Source organism: Longimicrobium sp. (assembly GCF_036280135.1).
Lineage (GTDB): Bacteria > Gemmatimonadota > Gemmatimonadetes > Longimicrobiales > Longimicrobiaceae > Longimicrobium.
Genome location: NZ_DASURI010000399.1, coordinates 16,125 through 41,998 on the forward strand (window position 1 = coordinate 16,125; position 25,874 = coordinate 41,998).

The following is a 25,874-nucleotide window of genomic DNA, read 5'->3' on the forward strand; positions in this document are numbered from 1 at the left end:
GGTGAGACGCCTGTTCCGTGAGACCTGTCCGAATTGCGTGAGTGCGTGTCATCTTGGACGCTACCTGGAAACTTGCATCGTTTGTTCGCCCGGACTCAATGCGCCGGCTCGGGGCTGGGTGTGGCGGCCCGTGTGGTTGCATCGGCTACTGGTGTCGCGCTGGAACTTCGCGGCCCTGGAGAAGGGCTCCCGATGAGCGACCCGAGCGAGGAGGCGAGGAAGCTGGCGGATCTGTCTCCCGGGCACCATCTGGCGAGATTGGTTATTGCTAGGCAGATCGAGTCCGCCCTCCGCTCGGCCCGCGAGGAGGGGAGGAGGGCGGGGCTGAGGGAAGCGGCGGACCTGCACGAGAGCATGGACGTTGCTTGCGATCACGAGAGGTTGACGGGCGATCCTGGAGCGGGGGCGATGGCCGCCGTGATTCAGTACCGAGACGCAATCCGCGCCCTGGCCGACGCGCCGCGGGGGGAGGGGTAGATGCTGCCAGGTGAGACGATCGGGAGCGGGGCTCCGAACAAGTGCGACTGCGGCAAGAAGTTTCGGATCCGAGTGTTGCAATCGGGTGGCGGCTACTACATCGGCACGGCCTGTGAGAACAGGGACTGCTCAGAGTACGGTATGCCGTATTCGCGTGAGTCGCTGCGGTACTGGCAAACACGCGAGGAGGCCGAGAGGGCCCTGGCTGGACGTTTCTGGATTCCCCGATGACCACCCCAGCCGAGGTGCGGAAGAAGCCGAAGCCGCGCTGCCCAAAGTGCGGCTACAAGATTTCGTGGGCCTTCGAAGAGGAGGCTGGATTCGGGATTGTCTGGTGCCTCAGATACCGCGCGTGCGGGTGGGAGCAGGTGAGCTGATGCCGACTAACCCCCGGCGCCGGATCGAGGAGGCGGCGAGGGAGATCGAGCAGCCGTTCGGCTACACGATCGTCTACGGGCATCATCTCAAGATCGTGGCTGTCCTGGAGCGCCTGATCCGGGAGGCCGCGGAGGTGGTAACGCGCCCGTGCTACGACGACACTGACCCCGACTTGGCGATCCTCTCCCACTTCGGCCTGGGCGAGGAGGAGGGGAGGGAGCGGAATGGCTGAGAAGACTAAGCCGGAGCCGTGCCCGTTCTGTGCCGACGATCGCGTATCGGTCGAAGGTGCTGCTGGCCTGTGGTGGGTGTTCTGTGGGAACCCGTTCTGCGGCGCTAGCGGGCCTGATCGCCGGACTCGACGGGACGCCATCGAGCGGTGGAATGACGCGCCGAGAGATCGGTCTCTGGTGTCCTCCGATGCCCGCTGAGCTGACGGTGTGGGCGGTGGTGTGCGCGGATGAGCAGATTCATGGGGTGGACTCCGAGGATCCGTGGGTCCAATTCAGAAAGCGTCCTGACCCGGAAGTTGTGGCGGGCCTGGACAGAATTGCCCCAGGATTCGCTGCCTGCGGCCCCCACCGGGTCGCGGAGATGAGGGAGGTGGGGAGGTGAAGGACCGCCGCGTGCCGAAGAAGGGCGAGCCACTGAGACGTTGGGTTGACTGCGAGGAGTGCGGGAACCCGTGTACGGCTTGGGCGAAGCAGTGCGGGTCGTGCGGTATTCTCGGGCCGATCTGCTTTTCCTGTCTCAGCCGCAAACACACGTTCTGCGACCCGGAGGCCGCCGATGTCCGACGCTGAGTTTTTGGCCTGGAAGATCGAGTCTCTGCTGACCGACCGCTGGGAGATCGGGACGTCTGAAGACGGCAGCGACAGCTCGTGGAGTCCGGTCGGGCCAGGAGAGATCACCGCGGCTGTGCTTCCGCTGCTCGCCCCCCTCCTGGAGGAGCAGGGGCGGCTGCGGAGGGTGCTCGACAACGTTCAGTTCCAGGTCACCTACATGTGCGAAGAGATCGGCGTCGTGCTCGGACTCGGTACTCAGAGTCCTGCCGATACGGTGTCGTCGGTCAGGGATCTGATGCAGGGGGCTGAGTCCTCGAAGGAGCGCGCCGAAGCGGCCGAGGCCGAGGCCGCCAAGTTTCGGAGCCCCCATCGCCGCGTCCGCTGTGACCACGATGACTATATGTGTGATGTCTGTAAGGTGCAGTGGCCGTGCGACGTGGCCCGAGGCGCTACGTTCGGCGGCCTTGGCGGGTCCACCACTGGGAGCCTGTGTCCAAAGCATGGCGTTCCAATGGTGCAAACGATCACCGAGCATGTGCTGTGCGCGGTGTGTGAGCAAGCCGAGGCCGCCAAGCTGCGGGAGGAGCGAGACGAGTTGCTGGTCCGTGATCACGCTTACGCCGAGCGTGAGAATGCCCTGAACGACGGCTGCCTGAAGCTGGAGGCCAAGGTCGCCGACCTGGAGGCGCGCAAGCTTGGCTACCGCAACGCGGCCGTCATCCTGAAGAACCACGTCGCTAGTAGGGCTCGTCTTCTCCGCAAGGTCTTCGACCGACTGAAGGACGCCCGCAACGCGCTCGCCTCCGCCCAGCAGAGGGCGGGGAGGATGGAGGGGGCGCTGCGGGAGATGCTGGATTTGGCAGAGCGTCGGTTGGACGGTATCTGGCGGGGACACTTGGAGCCCGGCGTCAGAGCAGCCCGCGCAGCCCTGTCCCCCGCCCCGGAGCCGGCGCCGTGGAAGTGCGCGGCGCGAAACAGCGCGTGCGACCCACCGCAAGACTGCGACTGGCCCAACTGCGGATGCGACCCGAAGGCGAGCGAGGTCATGTCGGCGCTGGTCGAGCAGGGATGGAGGCCGCCCGCCCCGGCGCAGGAGGGGGCGCCGAAGCCGGCCCACCTGTTCTGTCCGAAGTGCAACGAGCGCCACGTAGACCGCGGCGAGTGGGAGACGCGCCCTCACCACAAGCACCTGTGCGAATTCTGCGGACACGTCTGGAGAGTGGAACCGTACACCTACGGGATTGCGGCCCCGGAGCCTGCCCCGGTGAGCCGAGAGGGGGAGCCGCTTGCCAAGGCACTAGAGATCATCGAAGCCGCTGCGGAGAACGAGTGCGGGGCCTGCGCCGACGGGGAGTCTCTCTGGCGCGGCGAGGACCAGCCGGAGCTGTATCTGCACGGCTTCGATGACGAGATGGGCGAGTGCGAGAGTCAGACGATGCAGGCCGCGGTGGACGCAGGATTGCTGCCGATCACGATCCTGCCGAAGTGCAAGGCCGGCCATGCGTGGTACGGCGGCGGCTGCCCGAATTGCGCCCGGCGCGCCGCGGGGGAGGGGGAGCCCTAAAGATTCCTCTTGACATCCGCTCGTCCGCGAGCTATATTTGGTGTCAGGAGGGGATGATGAAGAGCAAGTGGCAGTACAAGGTGGTGAAGACGCAGCGTGGACAGCAGGGCCAGTGGTTCCGCCACCGGGCGGCCTACACCAGCGTGGACGAGGCGTCGGCGGTCCAGTACGCCGAGGGGTTCGCTGCCGAGCAGCAGGCTGCTGGCGTGACGGGTACGCGGGTCCTGGTGCTGGCGCGCAAGGGCGACCGCGTGGTCCGCGAGTTCGGCTGGTAGCGCCGGTCTTGGGGAGGCGCCCACGGGCGCTCTCCCAGGGCTTACGCGATGAATCCCAAGAACGCGCCGATCCGCGAGACCTTCGCCCCGATCTACCTCTGCCACTGCCTCCGCTGTGGACACGAGTGGGCCGCCCGGTGCGAGTGCCCTCCCGGCCTGGAGCACCACCTAGCCGAGTGCGATCCTCCCGAGATGTGCGCCGGCTGCCGTGCTCGTCGCTGGTGGTTACCGGCTGGTCCTGTCGGATGGCCTCGGGGGAGATCGCGCAAGGTGGCGGGGGAGGGGGAGCCGAGGGGATGATAACCGAAAACGAGGACGGGACGTTCAGTGGCGTCCCGGGAGGCTGCACGATCCGCAGGGCCAAGAGACGCGAGACGACTTACGGCGGATTCCACGGGGGAGATCCGCGAGACTTCAAGCCCGATCCTGAATGCTCGACTCAAGAGGAGCGCGCCGCTCATCGGGCCGCGTGCGAGGCGTGGGACAGAGGCGAGCGCCCTGAGAGCGAGACTGGCCGCATGGGCAAGTTCGAGCAGTTGCCAGACGGTCGGACCCTGAAGCATCCATGTACCTATGGAGCATTCGGGCTCGGCACCGGTTCCGTCGAACTAGACGTGCTCGAAGTTGTTCATCCGGACGGGCGAGTCGAGGTCTACTACTAACCGATGGAGCCGAGGGGATGAGCGACTGGAAGCCGATCGAGAGCGCGCCGAGGGATGGGACGCATCTGCTGCTGTACTCGGCGGAGTGGACAAGGCATGCCGTTAACACTGACGCGAGGTCGTTCGCTGGCGGTCGCGAGCCGGCGCCAGCGTTTGCCAGGATCAGGGGAGTCTACGAAGGGCGCTGGTCGGACGTTGGGGCCTGCTGGTATTCGGTCACTCGCCACAAGTTCCTTTCGCCGCCGACCCACTGGATGCCGCTGCCAGATCCGCCGGAGGGGGAATGAGCGACACCCCGCAGGTGCCGGCCAACCTCGAGGCCGAGCGCTGGGTGCTGGGCGGGATCATGACGGCCGGGCTGCGCGAGAAGGGGCTCGACCGCGTCGCGCCGATCCTGTCCGCGGGAGACTTCTACCCGTTCAAGCACCAGACGATCTACGCGGCCATGCTCGAGCTGGCGCGGCAGGGGGAGGACCCGGACCTGATCACGCTGGTGAACCAGCTACGCCGGGGCCAGCAGATCGAGGGTGTCGGGGGCGAGAAGTACGTGGCGGGCCTGGTGGACGGCGTGCCGCGCGTGACGGGCATCGAGGGCTGGGCGCGGATCGTGCGGCGGCACAGCCTGCGTCGGCAGGTGGCAGCGGCCGCAGAGGGGATCGCGCTGGCGGCGATGATGGACGATCGCGACCCCGAGGAGGTGATCGAGGCCGGCCTGGGCGAGCTGGTACGGCTGTCGAAGGCGGCTACGGACCGGGCCTTCCCGGACAACGCCGACCTGGTCAAGCGAGTGATCGCGGACGCCGAGGCGCGGGAGCTGGAGCCCGACGGCATCCTCGGATGGCGTAGCGGCATTGTCGGCCTCGACCGTGCGTTGCAGGGTATCCAGGGCGGGGAGCTGGGCCTGGTGTGCGGCGGGCGTGGCGAGGGCAAAAGCGCGATGGTGTTGCAGATCGCGCAGAACGTGGTCGCTACCGCGCCGGGCCGGGTCGTGTACTTCACGCTGGAGATGAAACCGGAGATCCTGACCGAGCGCCGCCTGTCGGGCGAGGCCGGGGTGTCGGTGCGTTCGCTGTGGAAGTACCGCTACTCACCTGACGAGCGCGCGCAGCGTTGGGCCCGGATCGCCAAGGCCGAGCCGGTGATCGCGCGGCCCGAGCTGGTGACGTGCTCCAGCGCGCGCACGGTCGGCCACATGCGGGCCCGGGCGCGGCAGATCCAGGCCGAGCACGGCCTGTCCCTCGTGGTGGTGGACTACCTCCAGCTCGTGCGTCCGGCGCAGGCCAAGCAGCGGCGTAACGAGGAGGTCGCGGAGGTGGCGCGCGACCTGAAAGACCTGGCGATGGACCTGAACGTGCCCGTTGTGGCGGCGTGCCAGCTCAACCGCGGCCCGGCTTCGCGCAAGGATGGCAGGCCGGCCATGACCGACATCGCGGACAGCGACGAGCCGGGCAAGGCATGCGATTGGGCGGTGCTGATTCACCGGCTGGACCTGACGCAGCCGACGCCGGAGCGGCGCGAGGAGATGAAGGGGCAGGTGGACTTGATCATCGGGAAGCACAGGAACGGCTGGGCCTCGGACGTGCGCGTGCGGTTCCTGGGCGCGGTGACGCAGTACATCGATGCGCCGGAGGTTGAGATCACGACTTGATCGTTCGGTAACCTTTCCGCTTGAAACACTACAGGCTGTAGTCGTACCATTCGGCGTAACAACCTGCCGCGCCCTGGACGGCTTGGGATGGCCGCCCGGTGATGCCCGCGGATCAACCGCGGGAGGTCTCCGGCGCGGCCTTCGCTGTTTAGGGGGCCATGCGGTTGCTGTCGAAGGGGCCGAGTCCTCACCTGAGCTGGGCCGAGCTGGCCTGTCACGACGGTACGCCGTACCCGGTGGAGTGGCGCCTGAATCGCGCTGTCCGGCTCGCGGTCGAGTTCGAGCTGGTGCGGAAGCGCGTGGGCGGGCCCATTCGGATCCTGTCGGCGTACCGCACTGCGGAGCGTAACCGCCTGGTGGGCGGGGCGCGCAACTCCGAGCACGTTCAGGGCCGGGCGCTGGACATGGAGCCGCCGCCGGGCATGACGGTGGCGCGGCTGCACGAGCTGGTGCTGGCCGAGGCCGCGGAGCCGGACTCGCGCATCCGTGGCGTGGGCCTGTACCCGTGGGGCGTGCACATGGACGTGCGGCCGGCGGAGCGGCTGGCGCGGTGGGTCCACGGCCGGCCCGCGGCGGATGAGGTCGCATGACGCGCCGCCGCTGGATCAGGGCATTCGTTGCGGTGTTCGCGGTCTGGCTCGCGATGGAGCTGTGGTCCTCGTTCGACAAGGATCCGGACACGGTCCCGTTCACCTGGATCCTGGTGGATCACGTGAGCTGGGAACTGTTGCTGTTCGTGTTCGGCGCGCTGGCGCTTTGGCTGCCGCCCCACTTCTACATCCGGTACAGGCGGCGGGCGCGCGAGAGGGCGCGGAGCACTTCGGCGCGGGCCGGGATCTACTGGGTGTTGCTGCTGGCGTTTGCGGTCGCAGGTTGCGACTACATTCGTCGGCTGCCGGACCTGATCCCTGGGCCGCCGAGTCCACCGCCCACCACGCTCGCGCCGGCGCCGAGTCCCAGCCCGGAGCCGTCAACGGCGCCGCCGACGCCCGCCCCGGAGCCGTCGAGCGCGCCGCCGAGCCCCGCTCCGTCTCCGGTCCCGTGCACCGCGCCTCAGGGCGGCGGCGAGTGGGTGCCCGACGCGCGCTTCGAGGACGCGCCGCCTGAAGACTGGATCTGCGACGAGGTCAACGCGGCCCTGCTCACGCTCTCGGGCTGTCCGGGTCCGAACACGTCCTGCCCGCTGGACCCGCCGGAGCGGCAGCGCTTCTTCCGCGAGCGCCTGATCCCGGAGCTACAGCGGAGGGGCTTCTGCGCCGGGCAGCACCTCGACGGCCAGACCGACGAGGTGAGCATCACGACGCCCGAGGAGTACCCGGCGGGGCCGTGGCGCAACTTCCATGCGTTCGGCAACGGGAAGGCCGTCTGGTGCCGGCCCGGGATGCCGAACCGGGAGGGCGTGCCCGGGCGCGGGAGCTGGCGCGGTCGCTGGCGGTTCGTGCCGGACGGCAGCCCGATCCCGGAGCCCGAGCCTCCCGCGAGCCCCGAGCCGGACCCGGAGCCGCCGCCGACGCCCAGGCCGAAGCCCCGGATCGCGGACCGCGCCTACGTGTCCGGCGTGACCACGCTCAAGCCGGGGCAGAGCGCTGGCCTCGAATGCATGTTCTGGCTCAACGGCGAGCGCGTGAGCCCGCCCATCAAGGACTTCTCGGTCGGGGCGATGCTCGGTGGGCCGATCCGCGCGTGGCACTTCACGGTGACGCAGCCCGGCCAGTACCGCCGGGTCCTGACGCTGAAGCCGGACTGCCCGGCGGGCACGTTCAAGGTGTACTGCAACACGGTCAACCCGGACGGCTCGTACACCACGAGCCCGAACCTGACGATCGAGGTGCGCCCGTGACGCGCACGCTGCTCATCCTCGCCTGCGGCCTCACGCTGGGCTACCTCGCCGGGAAGGGGCGCCCGGCCAGGATCGGGAGGATTCGATCGTGAGCAGGAGCAGAAAGGACCAGCGGGGCGGGCACCGACCGCGCGGGCCGCAGTGCGGTGAATTCCATACGAGAACCGCTCCGAAGATCGATGGTGCCTTTGCCGTCGGCAGCCGACAGAAGCCGAAGCGGCTGGCGAACAGGTACGCGCGGCGCAAGGCGAGAAGCGTGGCCCTGGTGACTCGCGAGGACTGTGCGGACGGGACCACGCGATGGGTGTACGTGCTGTGAGGGGGCCCGGGCATCGCGTTGAGGTGGACGGGGTGTCAGCCGGCGCGGCGCTGCTCGTGCTGTGGCTGGCGCTCATGGCGCTGGAGGGATCGTGCGTACCGAACACGCTGGGGGGTATGTGGTGAGCGAGACACTGCCGGTCAAGTTGCAAGAGCGGCTGTGGTCCACGTCACCGCTGCGGTTCACGAGTCCGAAGATCCAGGAGGCCGTGGACGCTGCTGTCGCGGCGGCGCCGCCGGATCACTCCCGGCTGTTGCTGCGGGTGGACCTGGACGGCGCGTACCTCGTCGGTGTGAAGAGGCTCGGGGCCGGGCTGTCGCTGCGCGCGATTGGCGGCCTCGATTGGGAGAGCCGGAAGCTCGAGGGCGCTGTCGAGCTGGTCGGGAGCTGGGAGGACTGAAGGCCATGAGCTGGAAGAGAGCGGCCGAAGCCGCGGCGTTTGCGGCGGCCATGGTGCTGCTGCCGGAGATCCCGGCGTGGCTTTCCAACTGTGACGCCGACTGGTGCACGAAGTACGGCCCCACGATCGCACGCGTGAGCATCTTGCTCGTGGCGTGGCTGCGGCAGAACCGTCCCGAGTGGGACGGGGCCGACCGTAGGGGCAAGCAGCAGCAGGCGCCGCAGTCACCCGGGGCCTGATGGCGTGGAGCGGATCCCGAGCGAGGTGTGGACGGGGCTTGCCGGCTTGCTGGCCGGGGTCGGTGCATACTTCGCCGGCAAAAAGCGGCGCACACCTCAGCAGACTGTCACTTCCCCCCGCGCGTTTGATCGGTCCTGGGCTCAAGGTATCGAGTCTCAGATGCGCAAGCTCCTCGGCCTCGCTCACGAGGTGGCGGAGATCGCGCGAAGGATCGATCGAATGGAGCAATGGCAGGACGGCCACGAGGCCGAGGACCGCAAGGCTCACGAGCGGCTGGTGATCGTGGAGCAGCAGTACAAGGCCGTGCGTGAGTCTCAGGGGCGCTCGGAAGGCATGCTCAAGCGCGTGCTGGACCTGCTGGAGACCGACCTGAAGGAAACGAAGCGGCGCTTGCTGGACCTGGAGCGGCAACTCCAGGACCGCGGGAGGTTGGCTTGACCGAGTGCTGGCTGTGCCATACGACCGAGGTCGAGAGCGGGCGGCCGCTGCTGGGCGACGGAGCGCACGCCGAGTGTCCGCGTCCCGAGCCCCGCCCGAGCCGGTACGTCCCTCTCCCGCCGGCGGTGGAGCGCCGGCTGTTCCGATACGACCTGCCGCACAAGCTGCCGCGCACGATGCGCCGCCGCGGCGGCCGGCCCAGGCTCTATTCCGAGGAGGCAGCACTGTGAAGACCGTCACCTGTTTTGATTGCGGCAAGTCGGTGCGTGACAAGCCGCTGCTCGGTACTCTGCACCTCTGCTTGAATGAGAGGGCGGCCGCCATGCGTCGGTTGGAGATCGAGCGGCAGCGGCGAGCACGGAGGCTGTCCAGCGCTGGCGTCGGCCTCAGCCGCTACAACCCGAGTCGTTATGCGGGTCTGGCCTTGGCGGTGCTCCTGCCGTTGCTATTCGCGGCTCCGGCCCACGCCCAGGTGAGCACGTGTCCGGGCATGACGATCCCGCTCTCGCCCCTGCCCGGCCTGAGCCAGCAGATCACGGTGAGCACGAGCTCCATCGGCTTCACGGCGGGGAACATCACCAGCGCGAACCAGGGCAACGCCGTGCTCGCGGTGGTGTCTGTCCAGAGCGCGGCCATCCGCTACCGGGACGACGGCTTGGCGCCTACATCCTCGGTCGGGCACCCCGTGGCGGCGGATACGGTGATCGTGGTGTGCGGCCGGGCGGCGGTGCTGGGCTTCCGGGCGATCCGCTCGGGCGGGTCGGACGCGACGCTCGACGTGAGCTACTACAGGTTCGCGCAGTGACGGCCCCCAGGATGCCCCGTCTACGCGTGGGAACGCGTGCGCGGGACGCGATGTTTCTGTGCCTGGCCGTCGGCCTTGCCCTGACGCTGATCGTGTCCAGGGCGGCCCTGTACGCTCAGACGGTCCCGCTGAGCCAGGGTGGCGCCGGCGCCGGCCCGGTGGTGGGGAACATCCTCACGGCTCGAGCCTCGGCCACGCTGTCCAAGACGGACAACACCCTCACGGACGTTGCCGGGATGTCCGTGACCTTGGAGGCGGCGACCACGTACACGTTCCGGGTGGAGCTGTTCTGCACGGCCACGGACGGGGGCCTGCGCTCGCTGATCAACGGCACGGCGACGGCCTCGGCCTACGTGGCGGAGGGCGTGACGATCTACGACGGTGCCACGGCCAACTCGCGCACGACCACGTTCGGCAACGGCGTGTCCACGGTGGCGACGGTGGTGGCGCCGACGGTGCACATCACGATCACCGGAATGATCACCACGACGGACGCGGGCACGTTCAAGGTGCAGTTCAGCCAGGTCAGCACGAACGCGGCGGCGTCTACGGCCCTGGTCAACTCGTACATGTGGGTCATGGAGACCGAGTGATGGCGAACGTGTACTGCCGTTCCTGCGGCGTACCGCTGGAGACCAAGGCCGACCAGGGCCTCGGCTGCTGCGCGCGCTGCTACCGGCCGCACGCTGGCCCGGCGTGCCAGGCTGGGCACTGCTCCCACGGCCCCCGGCCGCGCCGGACTGCATAACGGGAGCTGAATTCAATCAAATGGCGCGCGGTGGACGCCGGCCCGGGGCAGGACGCAAGCCGGGCAACAACGGAGCCGAGAAGGAAGAGCTTCGCCGGCTGCTGCGCGAGCGTGTCGCGGTCCAGTGGGGGCCGATGATCGACGCGCAGATCGAGAACGCGAAGGGCATCAAGTACCTGGTGGTCAGGGAGAAGAAGACGGGCAAGTTTGTGCGTGTGACGGAGGCGATGGCCCGGGCCAAGGCCAAGCTGGGCGACGGCGAGGAAGAGATCGAGGTGTGGGAGAAGGACCCGAGCGTGCAGGCGTTCACGGACCTGGCGAACCGCACGATCGACCGGCCGGCGGAGCAGCCGCTGGACGTGAACGTGACGGGGGAGGTCAACCTGGTGGCGCGGCTGGTGGCGGGGCGTAAGCGCGTGGCCGAGGCCAAGCATGGCTAGCCCGGCCCGGGTCGAGCTGGAGCTGGCCGACGAGGTCGCCAAGTTCTACGCCGACCCGCTGGGCTACGTGCTCTTCGCCTATCCGTGGCGGGAGCCGGGCACGCCGCTGGCCGACCACGACGGGCCCGACAAGTGGCAGGCGAAGGCGCTCAAGAGCCTGGGCGAGCAGGTCAAGGCGCGGCGCTTCGATGGCCTGCACCCGGTGGCTCCGATCCGGGCCGCGTACAGCTCCGGTCACGGGATCGGCAAGACCACGTTCGTTGCCTGGGTGGTGAACTGGATCATGTCCACGCGCCCGCACGCGCACGGCACGATCACGGCCAACACCTACGTGCAGCTCGAAACCAAGACCTGGGCGGCCATAAAGCGCTGGACGGGCCTGTGCATCACCTCGCACTGGTTCCAGGTGGGCGACCATCGCATGTACCACGTGGACCATAAGGACTCCTGGTTCTGCGCGCCTCAGAGCCCGAAAGAGGAGAACAGCGAGGCTTTCGCGGGCCAGCACGCCGCGGACTCGACCAGCTTCTATGTGTTCGATGAGGACAGCGCCATTCCGGACAAGATCCACGAGGTGGCCGAGGGCGGGCTCACGGACGGCGAGCCCATGATCTTCCTGTTCGGCAACCCGACCAGGAACAGCGGGCACTTTCACCGGGCGTGTTTCGGTGCGGAGCGGAACCGCTGGAACCCGACCGTGATCGACAGCCGCACGTCCAGGTTCACGAACAAGGCGCAGATCCAAGAGTGGATCGACGTGTACGGCGAGGACAGCGACTTCGTGCGCGTGCGCGTCAAGGGCCTGCCGCCCCGGGCCTCGGAGCTTCAGTTCATTGACCAGGGCCGGGTGTTCGAGGCTCAGAAGCGGCCCACGCCGGCCATGTTCGGAGACGAGCCGCTCGTGTGCGGGGTGGACGTGTCCGACGGCGGCTCGGCCTGGAACGTGATCAGGTTCAGGCGCGGCGCGGACGCGCGCAGCATCCCTCCGGTGCGGGTCCCGGGCGAGAAGGTGCGCGGTGATCGTTCCGCGTTCCTGGCAGTGCTGGCCGAGGTGCTGAACGGGGAGTATGGCGGCCAGCGCGTGCAGGCGATGTTCGTGGACAGCGCGTTCGGGGCGCCCTACGTGGAGCGGCTCCAGGCCATGGGCTTCAAGCAGGTGCAGGAGGTGAGGTTCGGCGCGGAGAGCCCGGACCACCACCAGGCCAACCTGCGCGCGTACATGTGGCACAGCCTGAAGGAATGGCTCTTGCGCGGGGCGATCGACCCGAAGGACGTGAAGCTGGAGACGGACCTGACCGCGCCGGGCTACCACATCAACAAGCAGGACAAGCTCGTGATCGAGAGCAAGGAAGACATGGCGAAGCGCGGCGTGGACTCGCCTGACGACGGAGACGCGCTGGCACTGACGTTTGCTGCGCAGGTGGGGCGCGTGTCCCGTCCGAAGCGGCCCGGGCCCGGCCAGCCGGCGGCTTGGACGTGGGCATGATCGCGGTCCGGCGCGGCGACGCTTTCTTGCTGCCCATCGCGGGCCTGTTCGGCTTCGGCGTGGTCCTGGTCGTGGACGAGCGGGACGGCTGCGCCCAGGTAGCGATGCAGAGCCAGTCTGTGGGCCTGCTGTCCCTGGAGACTGTGGAGGCCGGAGCGGCGCTGCTGCGCGAGCGGGCCGAGGAGATCAGCACCGATGCCTGAGACGAACGCAGCCGGCTACAGCTCCGGCGCCAAGAAGGGCCAGACCCACGCGCAGATCCTCGAGGCCGCGCGCAAGCGGTTCAAGCTCGCGGTGGGCGCGGAGAAGAAGCAGCGCGACCGGGAGAAGGAAGACCTCCAGTTCCAGGTGCCCGAGCTTCAGTGGGACGAGGCCGCGCGGGCCGAGCGCATGGGCAAGCCAGGCATCCCGGCCCGGCCCACGCTGAGCATCTCCAAGATCGACCAGCCGATCGCGCAGGTGGAGAACGCGATGCGGCAGGCGCACCTCGGGGTCGAGGTGCACCCGCTCAGCCCGGACAGCGACGACGACACGGCCGAGGTGATCCGGGGCTTGTACCGCAAGATCGAGCAGGACAGCCGGGCCAGCTTGGCTCGTTCCTGGGCCTTCGCGCGCGCGATCCGGGCCGGGCGCGGCTACTACCGCGTGAACACGAAGTATGACGAGGCCGGCGGCAACCCGTTCGATCAGGTCATCACGATCGAGCGCATCCTGCACCAGGAAAGCGTGTACGTGGACCCGACGGCGGTTGAGCCGGACTACTGCGACGCCAAGTTCGCGTTCGTCGCGGTGTGGCTCACGCCGGAGCAGTTCGAGGCCGAGTACCCCAAGGCCAAGAATCCGGCCTCGGACGATCAGTCCTGGGACCAGGCCGGCGAGGACCAGCCGGAGTGGGTCCGGACCGAGGGCGGGCAGCGCGCCATCCGGGTCGTGGAGTACTGGACCCGGAACGTCGAGAAGATCAAGCTCTGCCTGTACGAGAACGGGGAAGTGGTCGAGAAGGGCCCGGGCGAGGAGCCGGACACGAAGGGCAAGGGCGCGCTCGTTGCGGAGCGCGAGTCCGAGCGTACCAGCGTGAAGGTGTGCAAGCTTACCGGCTTCGAGGTGCTGGACGAGGCCGACTGGAACGGGCGTTACATCCCGCTCGTGCCTGTGATCGGGCGGGAGTTGCAGCCGATCGAGGGTGAGCGGCGGTGGGAGGGGATCATCCGCAAGGCCAGGGACGCTCAGAAGCTGTTTAACTTCGCGGCGAGCAACGCCGTGGAGCGGGCGGCGCTGGAGCCCAAGGCCCCGTTCGTGCTCGACCCGAAGCAGATCGATGGTTATGAGCACCTGTGGGACCAGGCCAACACGCGGAGCTTCCCTTACCTGCCTGTGAACATGTTCGTCGGCGCGCAGCAGTACCCGCCGCCGCAGCGCACGCAGGTGGACAACCAGGCCATGAGCCCCAGCCTGATGTTGCTCCAGAACGCTACCGACTGGCTCCAGAGCACGACGGCGACGTATGACCCGAGCCTGGGTCGGCAGAATCCGCGCGAGCGCAGCGGCCGGGCCATCGTGGCGTTGCAGGATCAGGCCACGCTCACGTCGAGCGACTTCCTGCAGAACCTGGCGGAGATCAGCCTGACGTGCGAGGCCAAGATCGTGCTGGACCTGCTGCCGACGATCTACGACCGGCCGGGCCGGATCGCGCAGACGCTGGACCTTGAGGGCGAGACCGAGACGGTGATGCTCAACGCCTCGTTCACGGCCGACCAGAACGGGCGGCCGCGGGCGGCGGGCGAGGGCATGCCCGGGGCCAAGACCTACGATCTGCGCAAGGGCGTGTACTCCGTGGCGGTGTCGATCGGCCGGAGCCGGCAGACGTTGCAGCAGGAGGCCGTGGACGAGATCGGCGGCATCTTGCAGGCCATGCCCGCGCTGCTGCCGATCATCGGCCCGACGTGGTTCCGGTATCGAGACTTCCCGGGCTCGAAGGAAATCGCGGACATGCTGGGTAAGATGCGGGACCAGCAGTACCCGTTCCTGAAGGACGGCGCGGCGCCCGACGACCCGGCGGCGCTGAAGGCTCAGCTCCAGCAGCAGGGCCAGCAAATGCAGGCCATGGGCGCGCAGCTCCAGGAGGCGATGAACAAGCTCCAGACGGACCAGGTGAAGGCCGAGGCCGACATCCGCAAGGCGGAGATCGACTCGCAGACCCGGCTGGAGACGGAGCGGCTCAAGGCCGAGGCTCAGATCGAGGTGGAGCGGATCAGGGCTGCGCAGAAGGACCTGACGCAGACGAAGCAGATGGTGGCCGACCAGCGCGAGGCTGCGATGGACCGTAGCCACGAGGCGGCGCAGGCCACGCGGGCAGAGACGGCCGCAATCATGCGGGACGGGCAGGGGGACAGGGCGTGAACGGCAAGCAGGCGAGGGTGGCGAGGAAGGCGGCGCACGAGACAGCGCTGGGCATGGCGGCTCAGCTCCGGGACCCGATCGGGGCCGCGCTGAGCAACGAGCAGGTGACGCGCGGGCGGGTGGACTCGCTGGAGCGGCGGGCGGATGCCATGGTGCGCGACCACGACGCGTTGCAGGTGCTGGTGGCCGATCACGTGAACCTGGGGCTGCTGGGCAGGCTGCGCTGGCTTTTGCGCGGCCGGTAGCTTGCTCGGCACGAAAGGCGTTGACTTCCGGGTGCTGAAAACTGTAAGTGGAAAGTAGGGCATGAGCAGCACGGTACAGGTTGACGGCTACGACGTGACGAGCACGCACGAGACCGCGGATGCGATGGTCGAGGCGCTGACTCCGGAGAAGCCGGAGGGGTCGGGCCCGCGCGTGCTGCGGGACCAGGGCAAGGCTGTACCGCAGCAGGACCCGGACGAGGCCAAGGTCAGCGAGGCCGCGTCGGAGCTGGGCAAGCGCGGGGGCCAGGCCGCGGCCGAGGCGCGGAAGAAGGCGGCCAAGGCCAAGCCCGCCGCGGAGCCGGAGCAGCCCGAGGCCGAGGCCAAGCCCGAGGAGAACGAGCAGGAGGCCGAGCGTGAGCAGGCCGAGCCCCGCAAGGGCAACCCGCGGCACGACCCGACGGCGCGCGTCGCGCAGGCCACGCGAGAGGCGGCCGAGGCCCGGCGAGAAGCCGCAGAGCTGAAGCGGCGCCTGGCCGAGCTGGAGGCGCGCGTCAGCCGTCCGGCCGACCCGACGCCGGCTCAGCCCGCGCAGCCGCAGCGCCAGGCCGCGCCCGCTCCCGACGAGGACCAGGAGCCCAAGGAAGACGACTTCGAGAACTACGCCGACTATGTGAAGGCCGCCGGCGCACACGCGGCCCGGCGCGAGTTCCGACAGCTCCAGGAGCGGCAGCAGCGCGAGGCCCGGGCCGCCGAGTTCCAGGCGTCCGTGCGCGGCTACGTGACCAAGTTCAGTGAGCGGCTCGCGGCGGCCGGCCAGGGCGAGACCCCCGAGGAGCGCCACGCCGAGTTCATGTCCCGGCTGTCTCCCGAGGTGCAGAACCTTCGCCCGTCCCTGTCGCTGGAGCACCCGAGCATGGCCGGGCCGCTCAATGTCCTGGCCGACCAGATCGTGGCCTCGGAGCACTCCGCGGGCCTGCTGGTGTTCCTGTCCGAGAATCCCGACGCACTTCAGCGGTTCGCCACGCTGCGATCCCCGCACGACGTTGTGCGTGAGGTGGCGAAGATCGAGTACCGGCTCGAAGCTGCAACCGCAGGCGCCAGCGCGAAGCCGGCAGTATCCCAGGCGAAGCCCCCGTTCCGGCCTGTGAACGGCACGCCTAGTACCGCAGACGCCGCGCCAGGTGACGACGCCTCGTTTGACGAGCACGTCGCTTACCACAACGCAAGGGAGCGGCGCGCGAAGCGGTAGGGACGCGGGCGGCCTCGCCCGCGCTGGTATCGCCTTATGGCGAATACGCTGGTCACCCCTTCCTGGACCCTCAAGGAGGTCGGGCGGGGTTTCGAGAACAACCTTCGGTTCGTGAACAACATCGAGCGCAAGTACAGCGACGAGTTCGTGCAGGCCGGGGCCAAGGTCGGCAACACGATCAACTACCGGCTGCCCCAGCGCTTCACCGTCTCGGACGGGCAGGCGCTCGACATCCAGAACCTGCTCGACCAGACCGTGCCCATCAGCTTGACCAACCAGAAGCACGTGGACATGAGCTGGAGCGCCTGGCAGGAGACGACCGAGGTCGAGGACGTGCGGCGCCGGTACATCGACAAGGCCGCATCGGCCCTCGCGTCGGTGATCGACAACCTCGCGTTCGAGACGGTCTACAAGGACGTGTACAACAGCGTCGGCACGCCCGGCACCACGCCGAGCACCAACCTGACCTACTTGCAGGCCGGGCGGAAGCTGGACGACCTGGCGACGCCGACGGACAAGCGCGTCGCGGTGCTCGACTCCGAGCAGATGATCGTCCTCGTCAACGCCAACCTCTCGAGCTTCAACCCGTCCGCGGTGATCTCCGAGGGCTTCCGCAAGGGGATGTTCGGCCGGAACGTGCTGAACATCGATGAGTGGTACTCCTCGCAGAGCCGGGCCACGTTCACGACCGGGAGCAGCACCACGAGCACCCCGCTCGTGGACGGCGCGGGCCAGACCGGCAGCACGATCAACATCAACGGCTGGGGCTCCGGCGCCACGTCGCTGAAGAAGGGCGACATCATCACCATCGCGGGCGTGTTCAGCGTCAACCCGGAGAACTACCAGAGCACGGGCCGGCTCCAGCAGTTCGTGATCACTGCGGACACCTCGGATTCGAGTGGTGCCACGGCCACGCTGCCGATCAGCCCGTCGATCATCACGTCCGGCTCGCTCCAGACCGTGAGCGCCTCGCCGGCGAACGATGCCGTCGTGACCTACTGGTCCATGGCGGCCGGCGGCTCGCAGTCCGCGACCGCGTCGCCCACGGGCCTGATCTTCCACCCCGAGGCGTTCGCGGGTGTCACCGCCGACCTGGCTCTGCCCAACGGCGGCGCCAAGGCCACGCGGATCAGCTCGAAGCTGCGCGGGATCGCCCTGCGCATGGCCGAGCAGTGGGACGTCCAGACCGACCAGAACATCACCAGGATCGACACCATCGTCGGCTTCGCGACCACGCGCGCGTCGTTTGCGTGCCGGGCCCAGGGGTAACGCCATGGCACTGACTCGGACGACCCTGTCGAGCGCGGTGGTGGTGGCGGATACCTCCATCGTGGTTGCTTCCGCGACCGGCTTCGCGGCCGACCGCATCGTGCGGATCGACCAGGAGTTCATGGTCGTGCAGAAGAGCTATTCCAGCGGCACCACCATCCCGGTGCGTCGCGGGCAGCTCGGGACGAAGAACGTGGCTCACGTGGCCTCGGCCGGCGTCGTGGTCGGGACCGCTGCGGACGATTGGGACGCGCCCGGCGTCGCGGCGGTGGTGAACAACCCGACCGCGGGACGGCCGCGGATCATCGAGTCGATCACGGCCGACAACTCCACGGTGACGCATTCGGCCGCCGGCACCGACCACGTCGTGATCCTCAACGGGACCAGCGTGATCAATCTGACCGTGCCCGTTCCGACCACGGACATGGACGGGGACGAGCTGAACATCTTGGCGAACGGGACCGCGGCTCACGTGATCACGTTCACGGGCGGCATCGGTGGCGAGGGCTCCTCGTACGACGTGATCACGAGCAACGCCAACGGTCCGGTGGCGTACAAGTTCGTGGCCTGCAACGCCGTGTGGCTCGCGTACTGCCAGCCTGCCATGACCGGCACTGTGACCAACCTCGTCGGCGGAATCGCGTAAGGGGGACAGATCATGGCTGTTCAGAGGAACGTCCCGACCCCGACCGCCGATTCGACCACCGAGACTCTGCCCAGCCGTACCGGGCCCGGCCTGGAGTCCTACGTGCTCCCGATCGGGGCCGGCTACACCTGGAGCGGTGACGAGGGCAGCTTCTTCCACGCCTGCAACGCGACGGTGGGGACCGGGATCGCCGGTCACGCCGCGCCGGTCGTGGCCGACACCGACACCAAGGCGCTGTTGCACGTCTACAACGGCGGCACCAAGACGATCATCCCGGTCTATCTCAACCTGGAGTTCACGGCCATCGGTGCCGGCGGCACGCTGTCGTACAACGTGGTCTACATCGACGACAAAAACGCGACCGCTCGCAGTTCGGGCGGGACCGCGATCACGCCGGTGTGCACCAACTCCGAGGGCTCGAACACCACGGGCGCCACGATCCACTTCGGGGCGGTTGTCACCGCCATGACCTCGAGCCGCAAGGTGTTCTCCCAGGCGTGCCGCGAGGTGATCCCGGTCGTGGAGGACCAGATCACGGTTTTCTTCGGCTCGCCCAACGGCGGGATGTTGTCCGGCCTGACCACGGCCGGCACCGCCACGGCGAACATCGTGCAGTATGCGCCGCCGATCGCGATCCGCCCGGGCGGCAACTTCAACTTCGCGCGCATCCGCGCCTCGCAGTCGGGCGCGGACTCGTACAGCTTCTCGTTCGGGTACATCGAGCGCTAGCCCGATGCCCGCTACCGTGACGCTCAGCACGACGGAGCTTGTCGAGGCCGTCGGACCGTCTGACGGTGCGGTGAAGCTGGCGTCCACTTCGGGGCTGTTCGCCGGCTATCGGCTGTTCCTGGAGGGGGAGTCGATGGAGGTGATCAGCCTCGGAGTGGATTCGTGGGTGAACGTGCGCCGGGGCGTGGACGGCACGAAGGGAGTGCCCCACGCCTCGGGCGGCACGATCTACATCGGCCAGCCGCATCAGTTCTACAGCCAGGACCCGACCGGCCGGCCGCCGGCCGTGATCCCGGTCTCGCCGTACATCAACGTCGTGAATGGGTCCCTGTGGTTCGCTCAGGGGGATGCGTTGCCCACGGCCACGCGGTGGTGGCAGCGTCAGACCACGACGCACGGGGTCGGCGCCCTGGGCGTGCGCACCACGACCCTCGATCCCACGTCGAGCACGTAAAGGAGTCTCATGGCAGCGTTCAAGTCCAATTACGAGAAGGAAGTCGAGCGGTGGAACACGCCGCGGAGCCAGGGCGGGATGCGCCCGGACACGTTCCAGGCGTTCCCGGTCATGGTGTACCGCGCGCGGCGGCCGGAGCGTGGCGGGCCCTATCTGGTGATCGACCCTCGCGAGGAGGCGTGGAGCATGGGCAACTGCGCCACGGCCAGGAACGAGGAGGAGCTGGACCGGTATCTCCGCCAGGGGTGGCAGCGCACGCCGGGTGAGGCGATCGAGCACGCCAACCGCGAGGACGAGCGGATTGCGAACGAGGCCGCGGCTCGGGCGCACTCGGACCGGCGCCTGAGCGAGAAGGCCAAGGGCGAGGCCGCCGAGGCCGACGCCGAGACCGCGGATCACCTGCCGGAGATCCCCGAGAAGCCCGTGGTGCGTCGAGGGCGGAAGCCCGCCGCGGCGTAAGGCGCGATGGCGACCCTCTCCGAGCTGGCGGAAGGCGCGCTCCGGCGGCTGGGAGTTCTGGCCGCCGGGGAGGTCATGTCCGCGGAGGACAGCGCGATTGCGCTCGCCGCGGTCAACAGCCTTCTGGACCAGTGGGCGGGGGAGAGGCTGGTCATCTACTCGCCGTCGGTGCGCACCACCTGGACGATCAGCGCGAACTACGGCGAGTACAGCGTCGGCTCCGGCTCGGACATCAACGTCGCGCGCCCGGTGTACATCAACGACGTGCGCCTGATCCAGACCACGCCCAATCCCGACCTCGAGACTTCGCTGGTGCGGCTCACCGATCAGGGTTACGCGGACATCGCGGAGAAGGCGGCCACGGCCACGCTGCCCACGTCCTGGTACTACAACCCCACGTACCCGACCGGGACGCTCAAGCTCTGGCCGGTGCCGACGTCGAGCGCGTTGCAGGGGGCGCTGTACGCGCCGGGTGCCGTGGCGGAGTTCTCGGCCATGTCCGAGTCGGTGAGCCTGCCGCCGGGCTACCGGCGCATGATCGAGACCAACCTGGCTGTGGAGCTGGGGCCGATGTTCACCCGGCAGATCCCGGGTGAACTGGCGATGGCCGCGCGCGAGTCGAAGGACACCGTGAAGCGGGCGAACTATCGCATGTCGGATCTGTCCTTCGAGGCCGGCGCGCTCGTGGGCGGGGCTCGCTACTTCGACATCAGGACGGGCGAATGAGGCTCCCCGGCTTCGTGGGCCCGTCCTACGTGGACCGCAGCTTGACCGCGGACCAAGAGGACACGATCAACCTGTACGTAGAGAAGCTCCAGAGCGAGGGCGCCACGCACAAGTTCGCGCTGCTGCCGTTCGGCGGCGTAGAGTCCCTGGCGACGCTGGACACGTCCGGGGCGGGCCGGGCGCACTGGTTCGAGGACTCGGAGCAGCGCGAGTTCGCGGTGATCGGGTCTTCCCTGGTGGAGATCGACCGATTCGGCGCGCTCACGTCGCGCGGCACGGTCGCGGTGGACGCCAACCCGGCCACGATCTGCTCGAACGGGGCCGTCGGTGGGCAGTTGTTCATCACGAGCGGCGGGAACGGCTACTGCTACGACCTGGGCACGAACACGTTGACGCAGGTCACGGCCTTGGACGGCAAGGCCACTCAGGGCGAGTTCCTGGACGACTGGTTTTTCGCGCTCGACGCGAACACGGGCACGCTCTACCGATCGGACCTGCTCGACGGCCTGACCTGGACCACGGGAACCAACTTCGTGCAGCGCTCTCTGGCGCCGGACCCGTGGATCGCCATGAAGAGGCTGAACCGGCTCATGTACCTGTTCGGGGCCGTGACGAGCGAGGTCTGGTACGACGCTGGGACTACGCCGTTCCCGTTGGCGCCGCACCCGTCCGGCCTGATGTCGCTCGGCGTCGCGGCCCCGTTCAGCGTGGCGCGGTCGAACGATGAGCTGCTGTGGGTGGGGGCCTCGGACCTGGGCGCGGGGTCGGTGCAGCGCGCGAGCGGATTCCAGCCGCAGCCGGTGGCGACGTACCCGATCGAGATGGCGATTGGGGGCTACGCCACGATCAGCGACGCGGTCGCGGACACGTACACGGACCAGGGGCACCGGTTCGTCCAGTTCACGTTCCCGAGTGCGGGCGTGACGTGGGTCTACAACGCCACCTCGGACACGTGGACGAAGCGCGGAACGTGGATCAGCGAGGACGGCGCCTTTACGCACTGGCGCCCGCGGTGGCACGTGTACGCCTATGGCGAGCACCGCTGGCTCGACGGGGAGACTCCGGTCGTGTACCGGGCGACGCCCGACCTGACGCTCGACGTGGACAGCCGGCCGATCCGGTACGTGCGGCGCGCGCCGGCCCTGACGAACGAGAACGAGCGCGTGTTCTATAGCTCCGTCGAGGCCGAGCTGGAGCGTGGCGTCGGCACGACCACGGGCCAGGGCGAGAATCCGCAGGTGATGCTGCGGATTTCGAACGACGGCGGGAAGACGTGGGGGCCCGAGATGTGGCGCTCGGCGGGCAAGATCGGTGAGTACGGTAAGCGCGTGCGGTGGAACCGGATGGGCGCCGCGCGGCGGCGCGTGTACGAGCTGGTCCTGACGGACCCGGTCGGGCTCAAGCTGATGGACCTGTACGTCGAGATGGCGCAGCAACCGAGGGCGGCATGAATCAAGCCGGTCTTCCGAAGGACAGAATCGCCGACAGCGGCGGGGCGCTGACGCAGCCGTGGAACCTGTACCTGTCCGACCAGGCCGAGCAGTTGCTCGCGGCGCCGTCGCTCGTGAAGCTGTACCAGAACACGGGCTTGACGTCCTCGCTCGCGGCGGAGGACCTGGCGAGCGGGGGTGTCTCGCAGGGCGTGTACATGATCGCCTACGAGGCCCGGATCACAACGGCGGCCGGGGTGTCCAGCTCGCTCCAGCTCTCGTTCTCGTGGACGCGGAACGGACAGACTATCACTCAGGCCACTACGGCGTATACGGGGAACAGCACGGGCACGCTCGCCGCGACTGGTTCGCTGATGCCGTTCGTGGACGATTCGACGCCGGTGACGGTCGCGACGACGTTGAGCACGTCCGGGTCTCCGGCGGCGGTGTACGAGATGGCGGTCGCTCTGATCCGGGTGAGCGCATGACGACGCGATTGCTGCCGGCGACGGAATGGGCCCGCCTGGACGGGTGCGGCCTCCAGATCGCTCCGCTCGTGCCGCCGGGCGACGCCGAGGTGGTCGTGGTCGAGGACGGCGGCCGGATCGTGGGGTGCTTCACCGTGGTCCGGGTGACCTATCTCGAGTCCGTGTGGATCGCGCCCGAGCTGCGCGGCAACGCGGGGATCGTGCGGTCGCTGTACCAGCGCGCGTTCAAGCTCGCGGCGAAGTGGGGCCGCTGGGCGCTGGGCGGGGCCGAGGACAGCAATCCGGCCATGGGCGACTACCTGGAGCGGCTGGGCGCGAAGCCGATCCCGGCGAAGTTCTACGCGGTTCCGTTGGAGGGAGGGCACTAATGCCGGCAGCGGCAGTCATTCCGGCGGTGGCCGGGCTTGCGGGCCAGGCCATCGGCCTGCACGGGCAGAACAAGGCCGCGAAGCACGCCGCGCGCAGCGAGGCACAGGCGCTCGCGGTCGCGGAGCGGCAGGAGGCCGAGCGGAAGGCCGAGCGCGCGCAGCGCATGGAGATGTTCCAGCAGGCCATGGCCGACTACCGGAACCGCTCCGGGGCGCTCCAGGGCATGACCCTGGGCATGCTTGGCGGGGCCGGGTTTGGCATGGGCGGCCGCTTCTCCACCCCGGCCGACGTGGGCCGCGCTCCGGTGCCGATGCCGCCGATGGACGCGCCCGCGCCGGGTGGGATGCCTGGCGGGATGCCGGGCGGGATGGGCGGGGCTGGCGTGCCGGAGGTGCCGTCGGCTGGCATGGGCGGGCCCGGGATGATGGCCGGCGACACGCTCGCCACGCTGGGACGCCGCAGGGGCCGCTACTAGGAGCCGGGCAAGGTGAGGGTCCAGGCGATCCGCGATCGGGCCTGCGCCACGCGTTCCCACGCGTGCGTGGGGCCGTCTGCGGGGAGGATCTGAGGCATGGCCGGGATCCCGTCGTGGGAGGTGTGGGTCAAGGAGAACTATCCCGACATCGACCCGACCGAGCCGGGGATCGCCGGAGCCGCGCATCGCGACCCGGCCCGGCCGCCCGAGGTCGAGGGCTGGGAGGACACGCCCGAGGGGCAGGTCTACAAGGCCGCGCACCGGAAGCGTCAGGCGTGGTTCGCGGCGCACAACCAATGGCTGGACCTGTTCACGAAGAGCGGCCAGCGGCCCAGCGAGCAGGGGATCTTCGACAAGAAGGAGCACGGGCAGTCGATCTTCCGCGGCTGGGATCAGAACTGGGACAGCGTCCAGAACGATCCGCTGGCGAAGGCGTTCCAGGCCGACCCCAACTTTCAGGGCTTCGTCAACGCGTATGAGCACCCGTGGGTCGCGTTCGACAACTGGAAGCGGCTGCGGCAGCAGCAGAAGCAGTTCAACCCGCAGTCGAGCAGCGACCTTCAGCGGCTCCCGGGCGGCGGCTTCTTCGACACGGTCGGCGGTGGCGAGAATCGGAAGCCGGTCTTCTTCGACCAGTTCGGGCGCGAGACCAGCCTCGGCGGCTTGGCTGCGCCGGGTGGCGGGGGGTCGTACACGTTCGGCGGCGGGCAGTTCCCGCGGCAGAGTCAGGGCGGCGTAGGTTCCGGCGGCGTCTTCCGGGACGACACGACGGCGCCGGTTACCGGAGGTGGAGGGATGGCGAGCAACACGGCCGGATTCGATCCGTTTGACGAGGAGCGCAGGCGCCGGCGTGGCCTGCCTGGGCCGCAGGGCTTCAGCGGCGAGAGTGGTGGTGTGCCTGGGGCGCCGGCTCCGCAGCCGGGCCCGCGGCCCTCCGCTCCGGCCCCGGGCGCCATGGGCGGGATCACGCCGTACTACCAGCCGACCGGCTTCTCCATCCCGGGCTTCGGCGGGGCCATGTCTCCGAGCTTCAACTTCGACGCGATCCCGACGTTCGACGCGCCGGACTACGAGGCGCCGACCGCCGTCACGATGCAGAACGACCCGGGCTTCCAGTTCCGGCTCCAGCAGGGGCGGGACGCGCTCGAGGCCAGCGCGGCGGCGCGCGGCGTCCTGCGCAGCGGCGGGACGCTCCAGGACATCGTGAAGTACGGACAGGACCTGGCGTCACAGGAATTCCAGAACGTGAACGACCGGTACAACCAGGGCTTCGACCGGCGCCTCGCCGCGGCGCGCGCCGAGTTCGATCCCAAGTTCGCCGGCTGGCAGACGCTCACGAACGCGGAGCTTCAGCGAGGCATGGGGGCTTTCAACCGCGAGTTCGACGTGTACCAGCTCATGCAGCAGCTCTACCCGCAGTGGTTCCAAATCATCAACGGACAGGCGGGTGAAGCGCCGCGGCCGAGCGACTTCGGGCTGTAGGAGGGCGTCGTGTACGAGGATGGCGGCTTTCGAATCGCGGACCTGATCATGCGGCAGGGTGCGTCCCGGGCCGAGGCCGCGGCGCGCAAGTTCGCCATGATCGGGCAGGGCGTCGCGGACCTGGGGCAGAACGTGGGCGGGATCCTTCAGGCCCGGGACGAGCAGCGGGCCACGTCGAAGCGCGCGGCGGCGACCGCGGCGCTGTTCTCTGGCGAGGGCCCGCCGGACCCGAAGCGGGTGCTCGCTGTCCTCGGTCCGGAGCACGGCGCGAAGGTCATCGATGCGATGGGCTCGTTCCAGAAGATCCAGCAGGCCCAGGCGCAGCAGGTCCAGCTCGACGAGAAGCAGGCGACCGAGGAATTCGGCAAGCTGGCGCACGGCTTCTCCAGCCTGCCGCCCGAGGTGCAGGCGCAGCTCTATCCTGCTGTGAGCGGTCTGGCGCGGCGCAGCGGCAAGTTCCCGGAGATGCCCGAGGAGTTCACGCCCGAGGTGGCCTCGCAGATCGGGGCCTTCGGCCAGGCGTGGTCGGCCGGCTCTCAGAAGCCCGAGGGCTTCACGCTCGCGCCCGGGCAGGTGCGGTTCGGGCCGGACGGGCAGCAGATCGCGGCGGCGCCCGCGGCTCCGGAGAAGCCGGCCGGACCGCGCGTGGTCGGGCGCTCGCTCGTGGACGAGAGCGGCAAGGTGATCTACCGCGACCCGGAGGCACCGCAGCGCGCGGACGCGGAGCCGCTCGTGGCGATCATGGGCGAGGACGGCTCGCCGGTGCTTGTGCCGCGGTCTCAGGCAGCCGGGAAGCGCCCGGCCAGCAACCGCGAGCAGGGCCGCGCGGTGACCTCGGGTGACGCGAACCGGCTCGCGGATCTGGATACGTCTCTGGACGACATCATCGCGCTCGAATCCGCCCTGTCCGGATCGCGCGCGACCGGCGCGACGGCCCGGGCCGGGGCCATGCTGCCGGATTTCGTCACGGAGCTGACCGGGCTGGGC

Annotated in this window: 31 protein-coding genes; all 31 read left to right on the forward strand. The window is 68.9% G+C overall.

Translation table 11 applies throughout. The features are described 5' to 3' along the window. The first annotated feature begins 192 nt into the window (after positions 1-192). A complete protein-coding gene (locus VFZ20_RS12685) occupies positions 193-477 on the forward strand; it encodes a hypothetical protein (protein WP_329684256.1) in 285 nt (94 codons plus the stop codon). Positions 478-853: 376 nt separating this feature from the next. Then, the gene (locus VFZ20_RS12690; protein ID WP_329684257.1) at positions 854-1,087 is read left to right on the forward strand and encodes a hypothetical protein; all 234 of its coding nucleotides are present in this window, start codon (positions 854-856) and stop codon (positions 1,085-1,087) included. Then, positions 1,080-1,286 carry a Lar family restriction alleviation protein gene (locus tag VFZ20_RS32935; RefSeq protein ID WP_414682938.1) on the forward strand — a complete coding sequence of 69 codons (207 nt, stop codon included), beginning with the start codon at positions 1,080-1,082 and terminating at the stop codon, positions 1,284-1,286. The genes VFZ20_RS12690 and VFZ20_RS32935 overlap by 8 nt, the downstream gene beginning before the upstream one ends. Positions 1,287-1,644: 358 nt before the next feature. Beyond that, on the forward strand, positions 1,645-3,204 hold the full coding sequence (locus VFZ20_RS12695; protein ID WP_329684258.1) for a hypothetical protein: 1,560 nt from the start codon (positions 1,645-1,647) through the stop codon (positions 3,202-3,204). A 53-nt stretch (positions 3,205-3,257) separates the two neighbouring features. Next, positions 3,258-3,479 carry a hypothetical protein gene (locus VFZ20_RS12700; RefSeq protein ID WP_329684259.1) on the forward strand — a complete coding sequence of 74 codons (222 nt, stop codon included), beginning with the start codon at positions 3,258-3,260 and terminating at the stop codon, positions 3,477-3,479. Between the two features lie 945 nt (positions 3,480-4,424). Then, positions 4,425-5,789, forward strand: a complete 1,365-nt coding sequence (locus tag VFZ20_RS12705; RefSeq protein ID WP_329684260.1) for a replicative DNA helicase — start codon at positions 4,425-4,427, stop codon at positions 5,787-5,789. Positions 5,790-5,947: 158 nt separating this feature from the next. Next, complete coding sequence (locus tag VFZ20_RS12710) at positions 5,948-6,379, forward strand: YcbK family protein (RefSeq protein WP_329684261.1); 432 nt, start codon at positions 5,948-5,950, stop codon at positions 6,377-6,379. Further along, entirely contained in the window at positions 6,376-7,629 is a 1,254-nt protein-coding gene (locus tag VFZ20_RS12715) for a hypothetical protein (protein ID WP_329684262.1), read from the forward strand. Before VFZ20_RS12710 ends, VFZ20_RS12715 begins: the two co-directional genes overlap by 4 nt. 440 nt (positions 7,630-8,069) lie before the next feature. Further along, entirely contained in the window at positions 8,070-8,348 is a 279-nt protein-coding gene (locus VFZ20_RS12720; protein WP_329684263.1) for a hypothetical protein, read from the forward strand. Between the two features lie 5 nt (positions 8,349-8,353). After that, positions 8,354-8,587 carry a hypothetical protein gene (locus VFZ20_RS12725; RefSeq protein ID WP_329684264.1) on the forward strand — a complete coding sequence of 78 codons (234 nt, stop codon included), beginning with the start codon at positions 8,354-8,356 and terminating at the stop codon, positions 8,585-8,587. Between the two features lie 160 nt (positions 8,588-8,747). After that, complete coding sequence (locus VFZ20_RS12730; protein WP_329684265.1) at positions 8,748-9,026, forward strand: hypothetical protein; 279 nt, start codon at positions 8,748-8,750, stop codon at positions 9,024-9,026. A 226-nt stretch (positions 9,027-9,252) separates the two neighbouring features. After that, positions 9,253-9,831, forward strand: coding sequence for a hypothetical protein (locus tag VFZ20_RS12735; protein WP_329684266.1), 579 nt, complete (start codon positions 9,253-9,255; stop codon positions 9,829-9,831). 50 nt (positions 9,832-9,881) lie between these two features. Continuing rightward, a complete protein-coding gene (locus VFZ20_RS12740; protein ID WP_329684267.1) occupies positions 9,882-10,424 on the forward strand; it encodes a hypothetical protein in 543 nt (180 codons plus the stop codon). A gap of 175 nt (positions 10,425-10,599) precedes the next feature. Next, entirely contained in the window at positions 10,600-11,019 is a 420-nt protein-coding gene (locus VFZ20_RS12745) for a hypothetical protein (protein ID WP_329684268.1), read from the forward strand. Next, positions 11,012-12,505 carry a terminase gene (locus tag VFZ20_RS12750; protein WP_329684269.1) on the forward strand — a complete coding sequence of 498 codons (1,494 nt, stop codon included), beginning with the start codon at positions 11,012-11,014 and terminating at the stop codon, positions 12,503-12,505. Before VFZ20_RS12745 ends, VFZ20_RS12750 begins: the two co-directional genes overlap by 8 nt. Beyond that, the gene (locus VFZ20_RS12755; RefSeq protein WP_329684270.1) at positions 12,502-12,708 is read left to right on the forward strand and encodes a hypothetical protein; all 207 of its coding nucleotides are present in this window, start codon (positions 12,502-12,504) and stop codon (positions 12,706-12,708) included. The genes VFZ20_RS12750 and VFZ20_RS12755 overlap by 4 nt, the downstream gene beginning before the upstream one ends. After that, the gene (locus VFZ20_RS12760; RefSeq protein WP_329684271.1) at positions 12,701-14,905 is read left to right on the forward strand and encodes a portal protein; all 2,205 of its coding nucleotides are present in this window, start codon (positions 12,701-12,703) and stop codon (positions 14,903-14,905) included. Before VFZ20_RS12755 ends, VFZ20_RS12760 begins: the two co-directional genes overlap by 8 nt. A gap of 53 nt (positions 14,906-14,958) precedes the next feature. Further along, entirely contained in the window at positions 14,959-15,150 is a 192-nt protein-coding gene (locus VFZ20_RS12765) for a hypothetical protein (RefSeq protein WP_329684272.1), read from the forward strand. Between the two features lie 61 nt (positions 15,151-15,211). Next, on the forward strand, positions 15,212-16,360 hold the full coding sequence (locus VFZ20_RS12770) for a hypothetical protein (protein WP_329684273.1): 1,149 nt from the start codon (positions 15,212-15,214) through the stop codon (positions 16,358-16,360). 36 nt (positions 16,361-16,396) lie between these two features. Then, entirely contained in the window at positions 16,397-17,629 is a 1,233-nt protein-coding gene (locus tag VFZ20_RS12775) for a P22 phage major capsid protein family protein (RefSeq protein ID WP_329684274.1), read from the forward strand. Between the two features lie 4 nt (positions 17,630-17,633). Then, positions 17,634-18,275 carry a hypothetical protein gene (locus VFZ20_RS12780; RefSeq protein ID WP_329684275.1) on the forward strand — a complete coding sequence of 214 codons (642 nt, stop codon included), beginning with the start codon at positions 17,634-17,636 and terminating at the stop codon, positions 18,273-18,275. Positions 18,276-18,287: 12 nt separating this feature from the next. Further along, positions 18,288-19,004, forward strand: a complete 717-nt coding sequence (locus tag VFZ20_RS12785) for a hypothetical protein (RefSeq protein WP_329684276.1) — start codon at positions 18,288-18,290, stop codon at positions 19,002-19,004. 4 nt (positions 19,005-19,008) lie between these two features. After that, positions 19,009-19,458: a hypothetical protein gene (locus tag VFZ20_RS12790; RefSeq protein ID WP_329684277.1), complete on the forward strand. Its 450-nt coding sequence runs from the start codon at positions 19,009-19,011 to the stop codon at positions 19,456-19,458. A gap of 9 nt (positions 19,459-19,467) precedes the next feature. Then, complete coding sequence (locus VFZ20_RS12795) at positions 19,468-19,917, forward strand: hypothetical protein (RefSeq protein ID WP_329684278.1); 450 nt, start codon at positions 19,468-19,470, stop codon at positions 19,915-19,917. A gap of 6 nt (positions 19,918-19,923) precedes the next feature. Next, entirely contained in the window at positions 19,924-20,643 is a 720-nt protein-coding gene (locus VFZ20_RS12800) for a hypothetical protein (protein ID WP_329684279.1), read from the forward strand. Then, positions 20,640-22,094: a packaged DNA stabilization protein gene (locus tag VFZ20_RS12805; protein ID WP_329684280.1), complete on the forward strand. Its 1,455-nt coding sequence runs from the start codon at positions 20,640-20,642 to the stop codon at positions 22,092-22,094. The genes VFZ20_RS12800 and VFZ20_RS12805 overlap by 4 nt, the downstream gene beginning before the upstream one ends. Further along, positions 22,091-22,561, forward strand: a complete 471-nt coding sequence (locus VFZ20_RS12810) for a hypothetical protein (protein ID WP_329684281.1) — start codon at positions 22,091-22,093, stop codon at positions 22,559-22,561. The genes VFZ20_RS12805 and VFZ20_RS12810 overlap by 4 nt, the downstream gene beginning before the upstream one ends. Further along, positions 22,558-22,929 (forward strand): GNAT family N-acetyltransferase, encoded by a 372-nt coding sequence (locus VFZ20_RS12815; protein WP_329684282.1) that lies wholly within the window; start codon positions 22,558-22,560, stop codon positions 22,927-22,929. The genes VFZ20_RS12810 and VFZ20_RS12815 overlap by 4 nt, the downstream gene beginning before the upstream one ends. Further along, complete coding sequence (locus tag VFZ20_RS12820) at positions 22,929-23,405, forward strand: hypothetical protein (RefSeq protein ID WP_329684283.1); 477 nt, start codon at positions 22,929-22,931, stop codon at positions 23,403-23,405. Before VFZ20_RS12815 ends, VFZ20_RS12820 begins: the two co-directional genes overlap by 1 nt. A gap of 96 nt (positions 23,406-23,501) precedes the next feature. Next, positions 23,502-24,887 (forward strand): hypothetical protein, encoded by a 1,386-nt coding sequence (locus tag VFZ20_RS12825; RefSeq protein ID WP_329684284.1) that lies wholly within the window; start codon positions 23,502-23,504, stop codon positions 24,885-24,887. 9 nt (positions 24,888-24,896) lie between these two features. Continuing rightward, the coding region (locus tag VFZ20_RS12830) for a hypothetical protein (RefSeq protein WP_329684285.1) at positions 24,897-25,874 on the forward strand (978 nt) is incomplete at its 3' end.

Coding starts and splice junctions, on each gene's coding strand:
- VFZ20_RS12685 (WP_329684256.1), top strand. CDS start 193: ATGAGCGACCCGAGCGAGGAGGCGAGGAAGCTGGCGGATCTGTCTCCC.
- VFZ20_RS12690 (WP_329684257.1), top strand. CDS start 854: ATGCCGACTAACCCCCGGCGCCGGATCGAGGAGGCGGCGAGGGAGATC.
- VFZ20_RS32935 (WP_414682938.1), top strand. CDS start 1,080: ATGGCTGAGAAGACTAAGCCGGAGCCGTGCCCGTTCTGTGCCGACGAT.
- VFZ20_RS12695 (WP_329684258.1), top strand. CDS start 1,645: ATGTCCGACGCTGAGTTTTTGGCCTGGAAGATCGAGTCTCTGCTGACC.
- VFZ20_RS12700 (WP_329684259.1), top strand. CDS start 3,258: ATGATGAAGAGCAAGTGGCAGTACAAGGTGGTGAAGACGCAGCGTGGA.
- VFZ20_RS12705 (WP_329684260.1), top strand. CDS start 4,425: ATGAGCGACACCCCGCAGGTGCCGGCCAACCTCGAGGCCGAGCGCTGG.
- VFZ20_RS12710 (WP_329684261.1), top strand. CDS start 5,948: ATGCGGTTGCTGTCGAAGGGGCCGAGTCCTCACCTGAGCTGGGCCGAG.
- VFZ20_RS12715 (WP_329684262.1), top strand. CDS start 6,376: ATGACGCGCCGCCGCTGGATCAGGGCATTCGTTGCGGTGTTCGCGGTC.
- VFZ20_RS12725 (WP_329684264.1), top strand. CDS start 8,354: ATGAGCTGGAAGAGAGCGGCCGAAGCCGCGGCGTTTGCGGCGGCCATG.
- VFZ20_RS12730 (WP_329684265.1), top strand. CDS start 8,748: ATGCGCAAGCTCCTCGGCCTCGCTCACGAGGTGGCGGAGATCGCGCGA.
- VFZ20_RS12740 (WP_329684267.1), top strand. CDS start 9,882: ATGTTTCTGTGCCTGGCCGTCGGCCTTGCCCTGACGCTGATCGTGTCC.
- VFZ20_RS12745 (WP_329684268.1), top strand. CDS start 10,600: ATGGCGCGCGGTGGACGCCGGCCCGGGGCAGGACGCAAGCCGGGCAAC.
- VFZ20_RS12750 (WP_329684269.1), top strand. CDS start 11,012: ATGGCTAGCCCGGCCCGGGTCGAGCTGGAGCTGGCCGACGAGGTCGCC.
- VFZ20_RS12755 (WP_329684270.1), top strand. CDS start 12,502: ATGATCGCGGTCCGGCGCGGCGACGCTTTCTTGCTGCCCATCGCGGGC.
- VFZ20_RS12760 (WP_329684271.1), top strand. CDS start 12,701: ATGCCTGAGACGAACGCAGCCGGCTACAGCTCCGGCGCCAAGAAGGGC.
- VFZ20_RS12765 (WP_329684272.1), top strand. CDS start 14,959: ATGGCGGCTCAGCTCCGGGACCCGATCGGGGCCGCGCTGAGCAACGAG.
- VFZ20_RS12770 (WP_329684273.1), top strand. CDS start 15,212: ATGAGCAGCACGGTACAGGTTGACGGCTACGACGTGACGAGCACGCAC.
- VFZ20_RS12775 (WP_329684274.1), top strand. CDS start 16,397: ATGGCGAATACGCTGGTCACCCCTTCCTGGACCCTCAAGGAGGTCGGG.
- VFZ20_RS12780 (WP_329684275.1), top strand. CDS start 17,634: ATGGCACTGACTCGGACGACCCTGTCGAGCGCGGTGGTGGTGGCGGAT.
- VFZ20_RS12785 (WP_329684276.1), top strand. CDS start 18,288: ATGGCTGTTCAGAGGAACGTCCCGACCCCGACCGCCGATTCGACCACC.
- VFZ20_RS12790 (WP_329684277.1), top strand. CDS start 19,009: ATGCCCGCTACCGTGACGCTCAGCACGACGGAGCTTGTCGAGGCCGTC.
- VFZ20_RS12795 (WP_329684278.1), top strand. CDS start 19,468: ATGGCAGCGTTCAAGTCCAATTACGAGAAGGAAGTCGAGCGGTGGAAC.
- VFZ20_RS12800 (WP_329684279.1), top strand. CDS start 19,924: ATGGCGACCCTCTCCGAGCTGGCGGAAGGCGCGCTCCGGCGGCTGGGA.
- VFZ20_RS12805 (WP_329684280.1), top strand. CDS start 20,640: ATGAGGCTCCCCGGCTTCGTGGGCCCGTCCTACGTGGACCGCAGCTTG.
- VFZ20_RS12810 (WP_329684281.1), top strand. CDS start 22,091: ATGAATCAAGCCGGTCTTCCGAAGGACAGAATCGCCGACAGCGGCGGG.
- VFZ20_RS12815 (WP_329684282.1), top strand. CDS start 22,558: ATGACGACGCGATTGCTGCCGGCGACGGAATGGGCCCGCCTGGACGGG.
- VFZ20_RS12820 (WP_329684283.1), top strand. CDS start 22,929: ATGCCGGCAGCGGCAGTCATTCCGGCGGTGGCCGGGCTTGCGGGCCAG.
- VFZ20_RS12825 (WP_329684284.1), top strand. CDS start 23,502: ATGGCCGGGATCCCGTCGTGGGAGGTGTGGGTCAAGGAGAACTATCCC.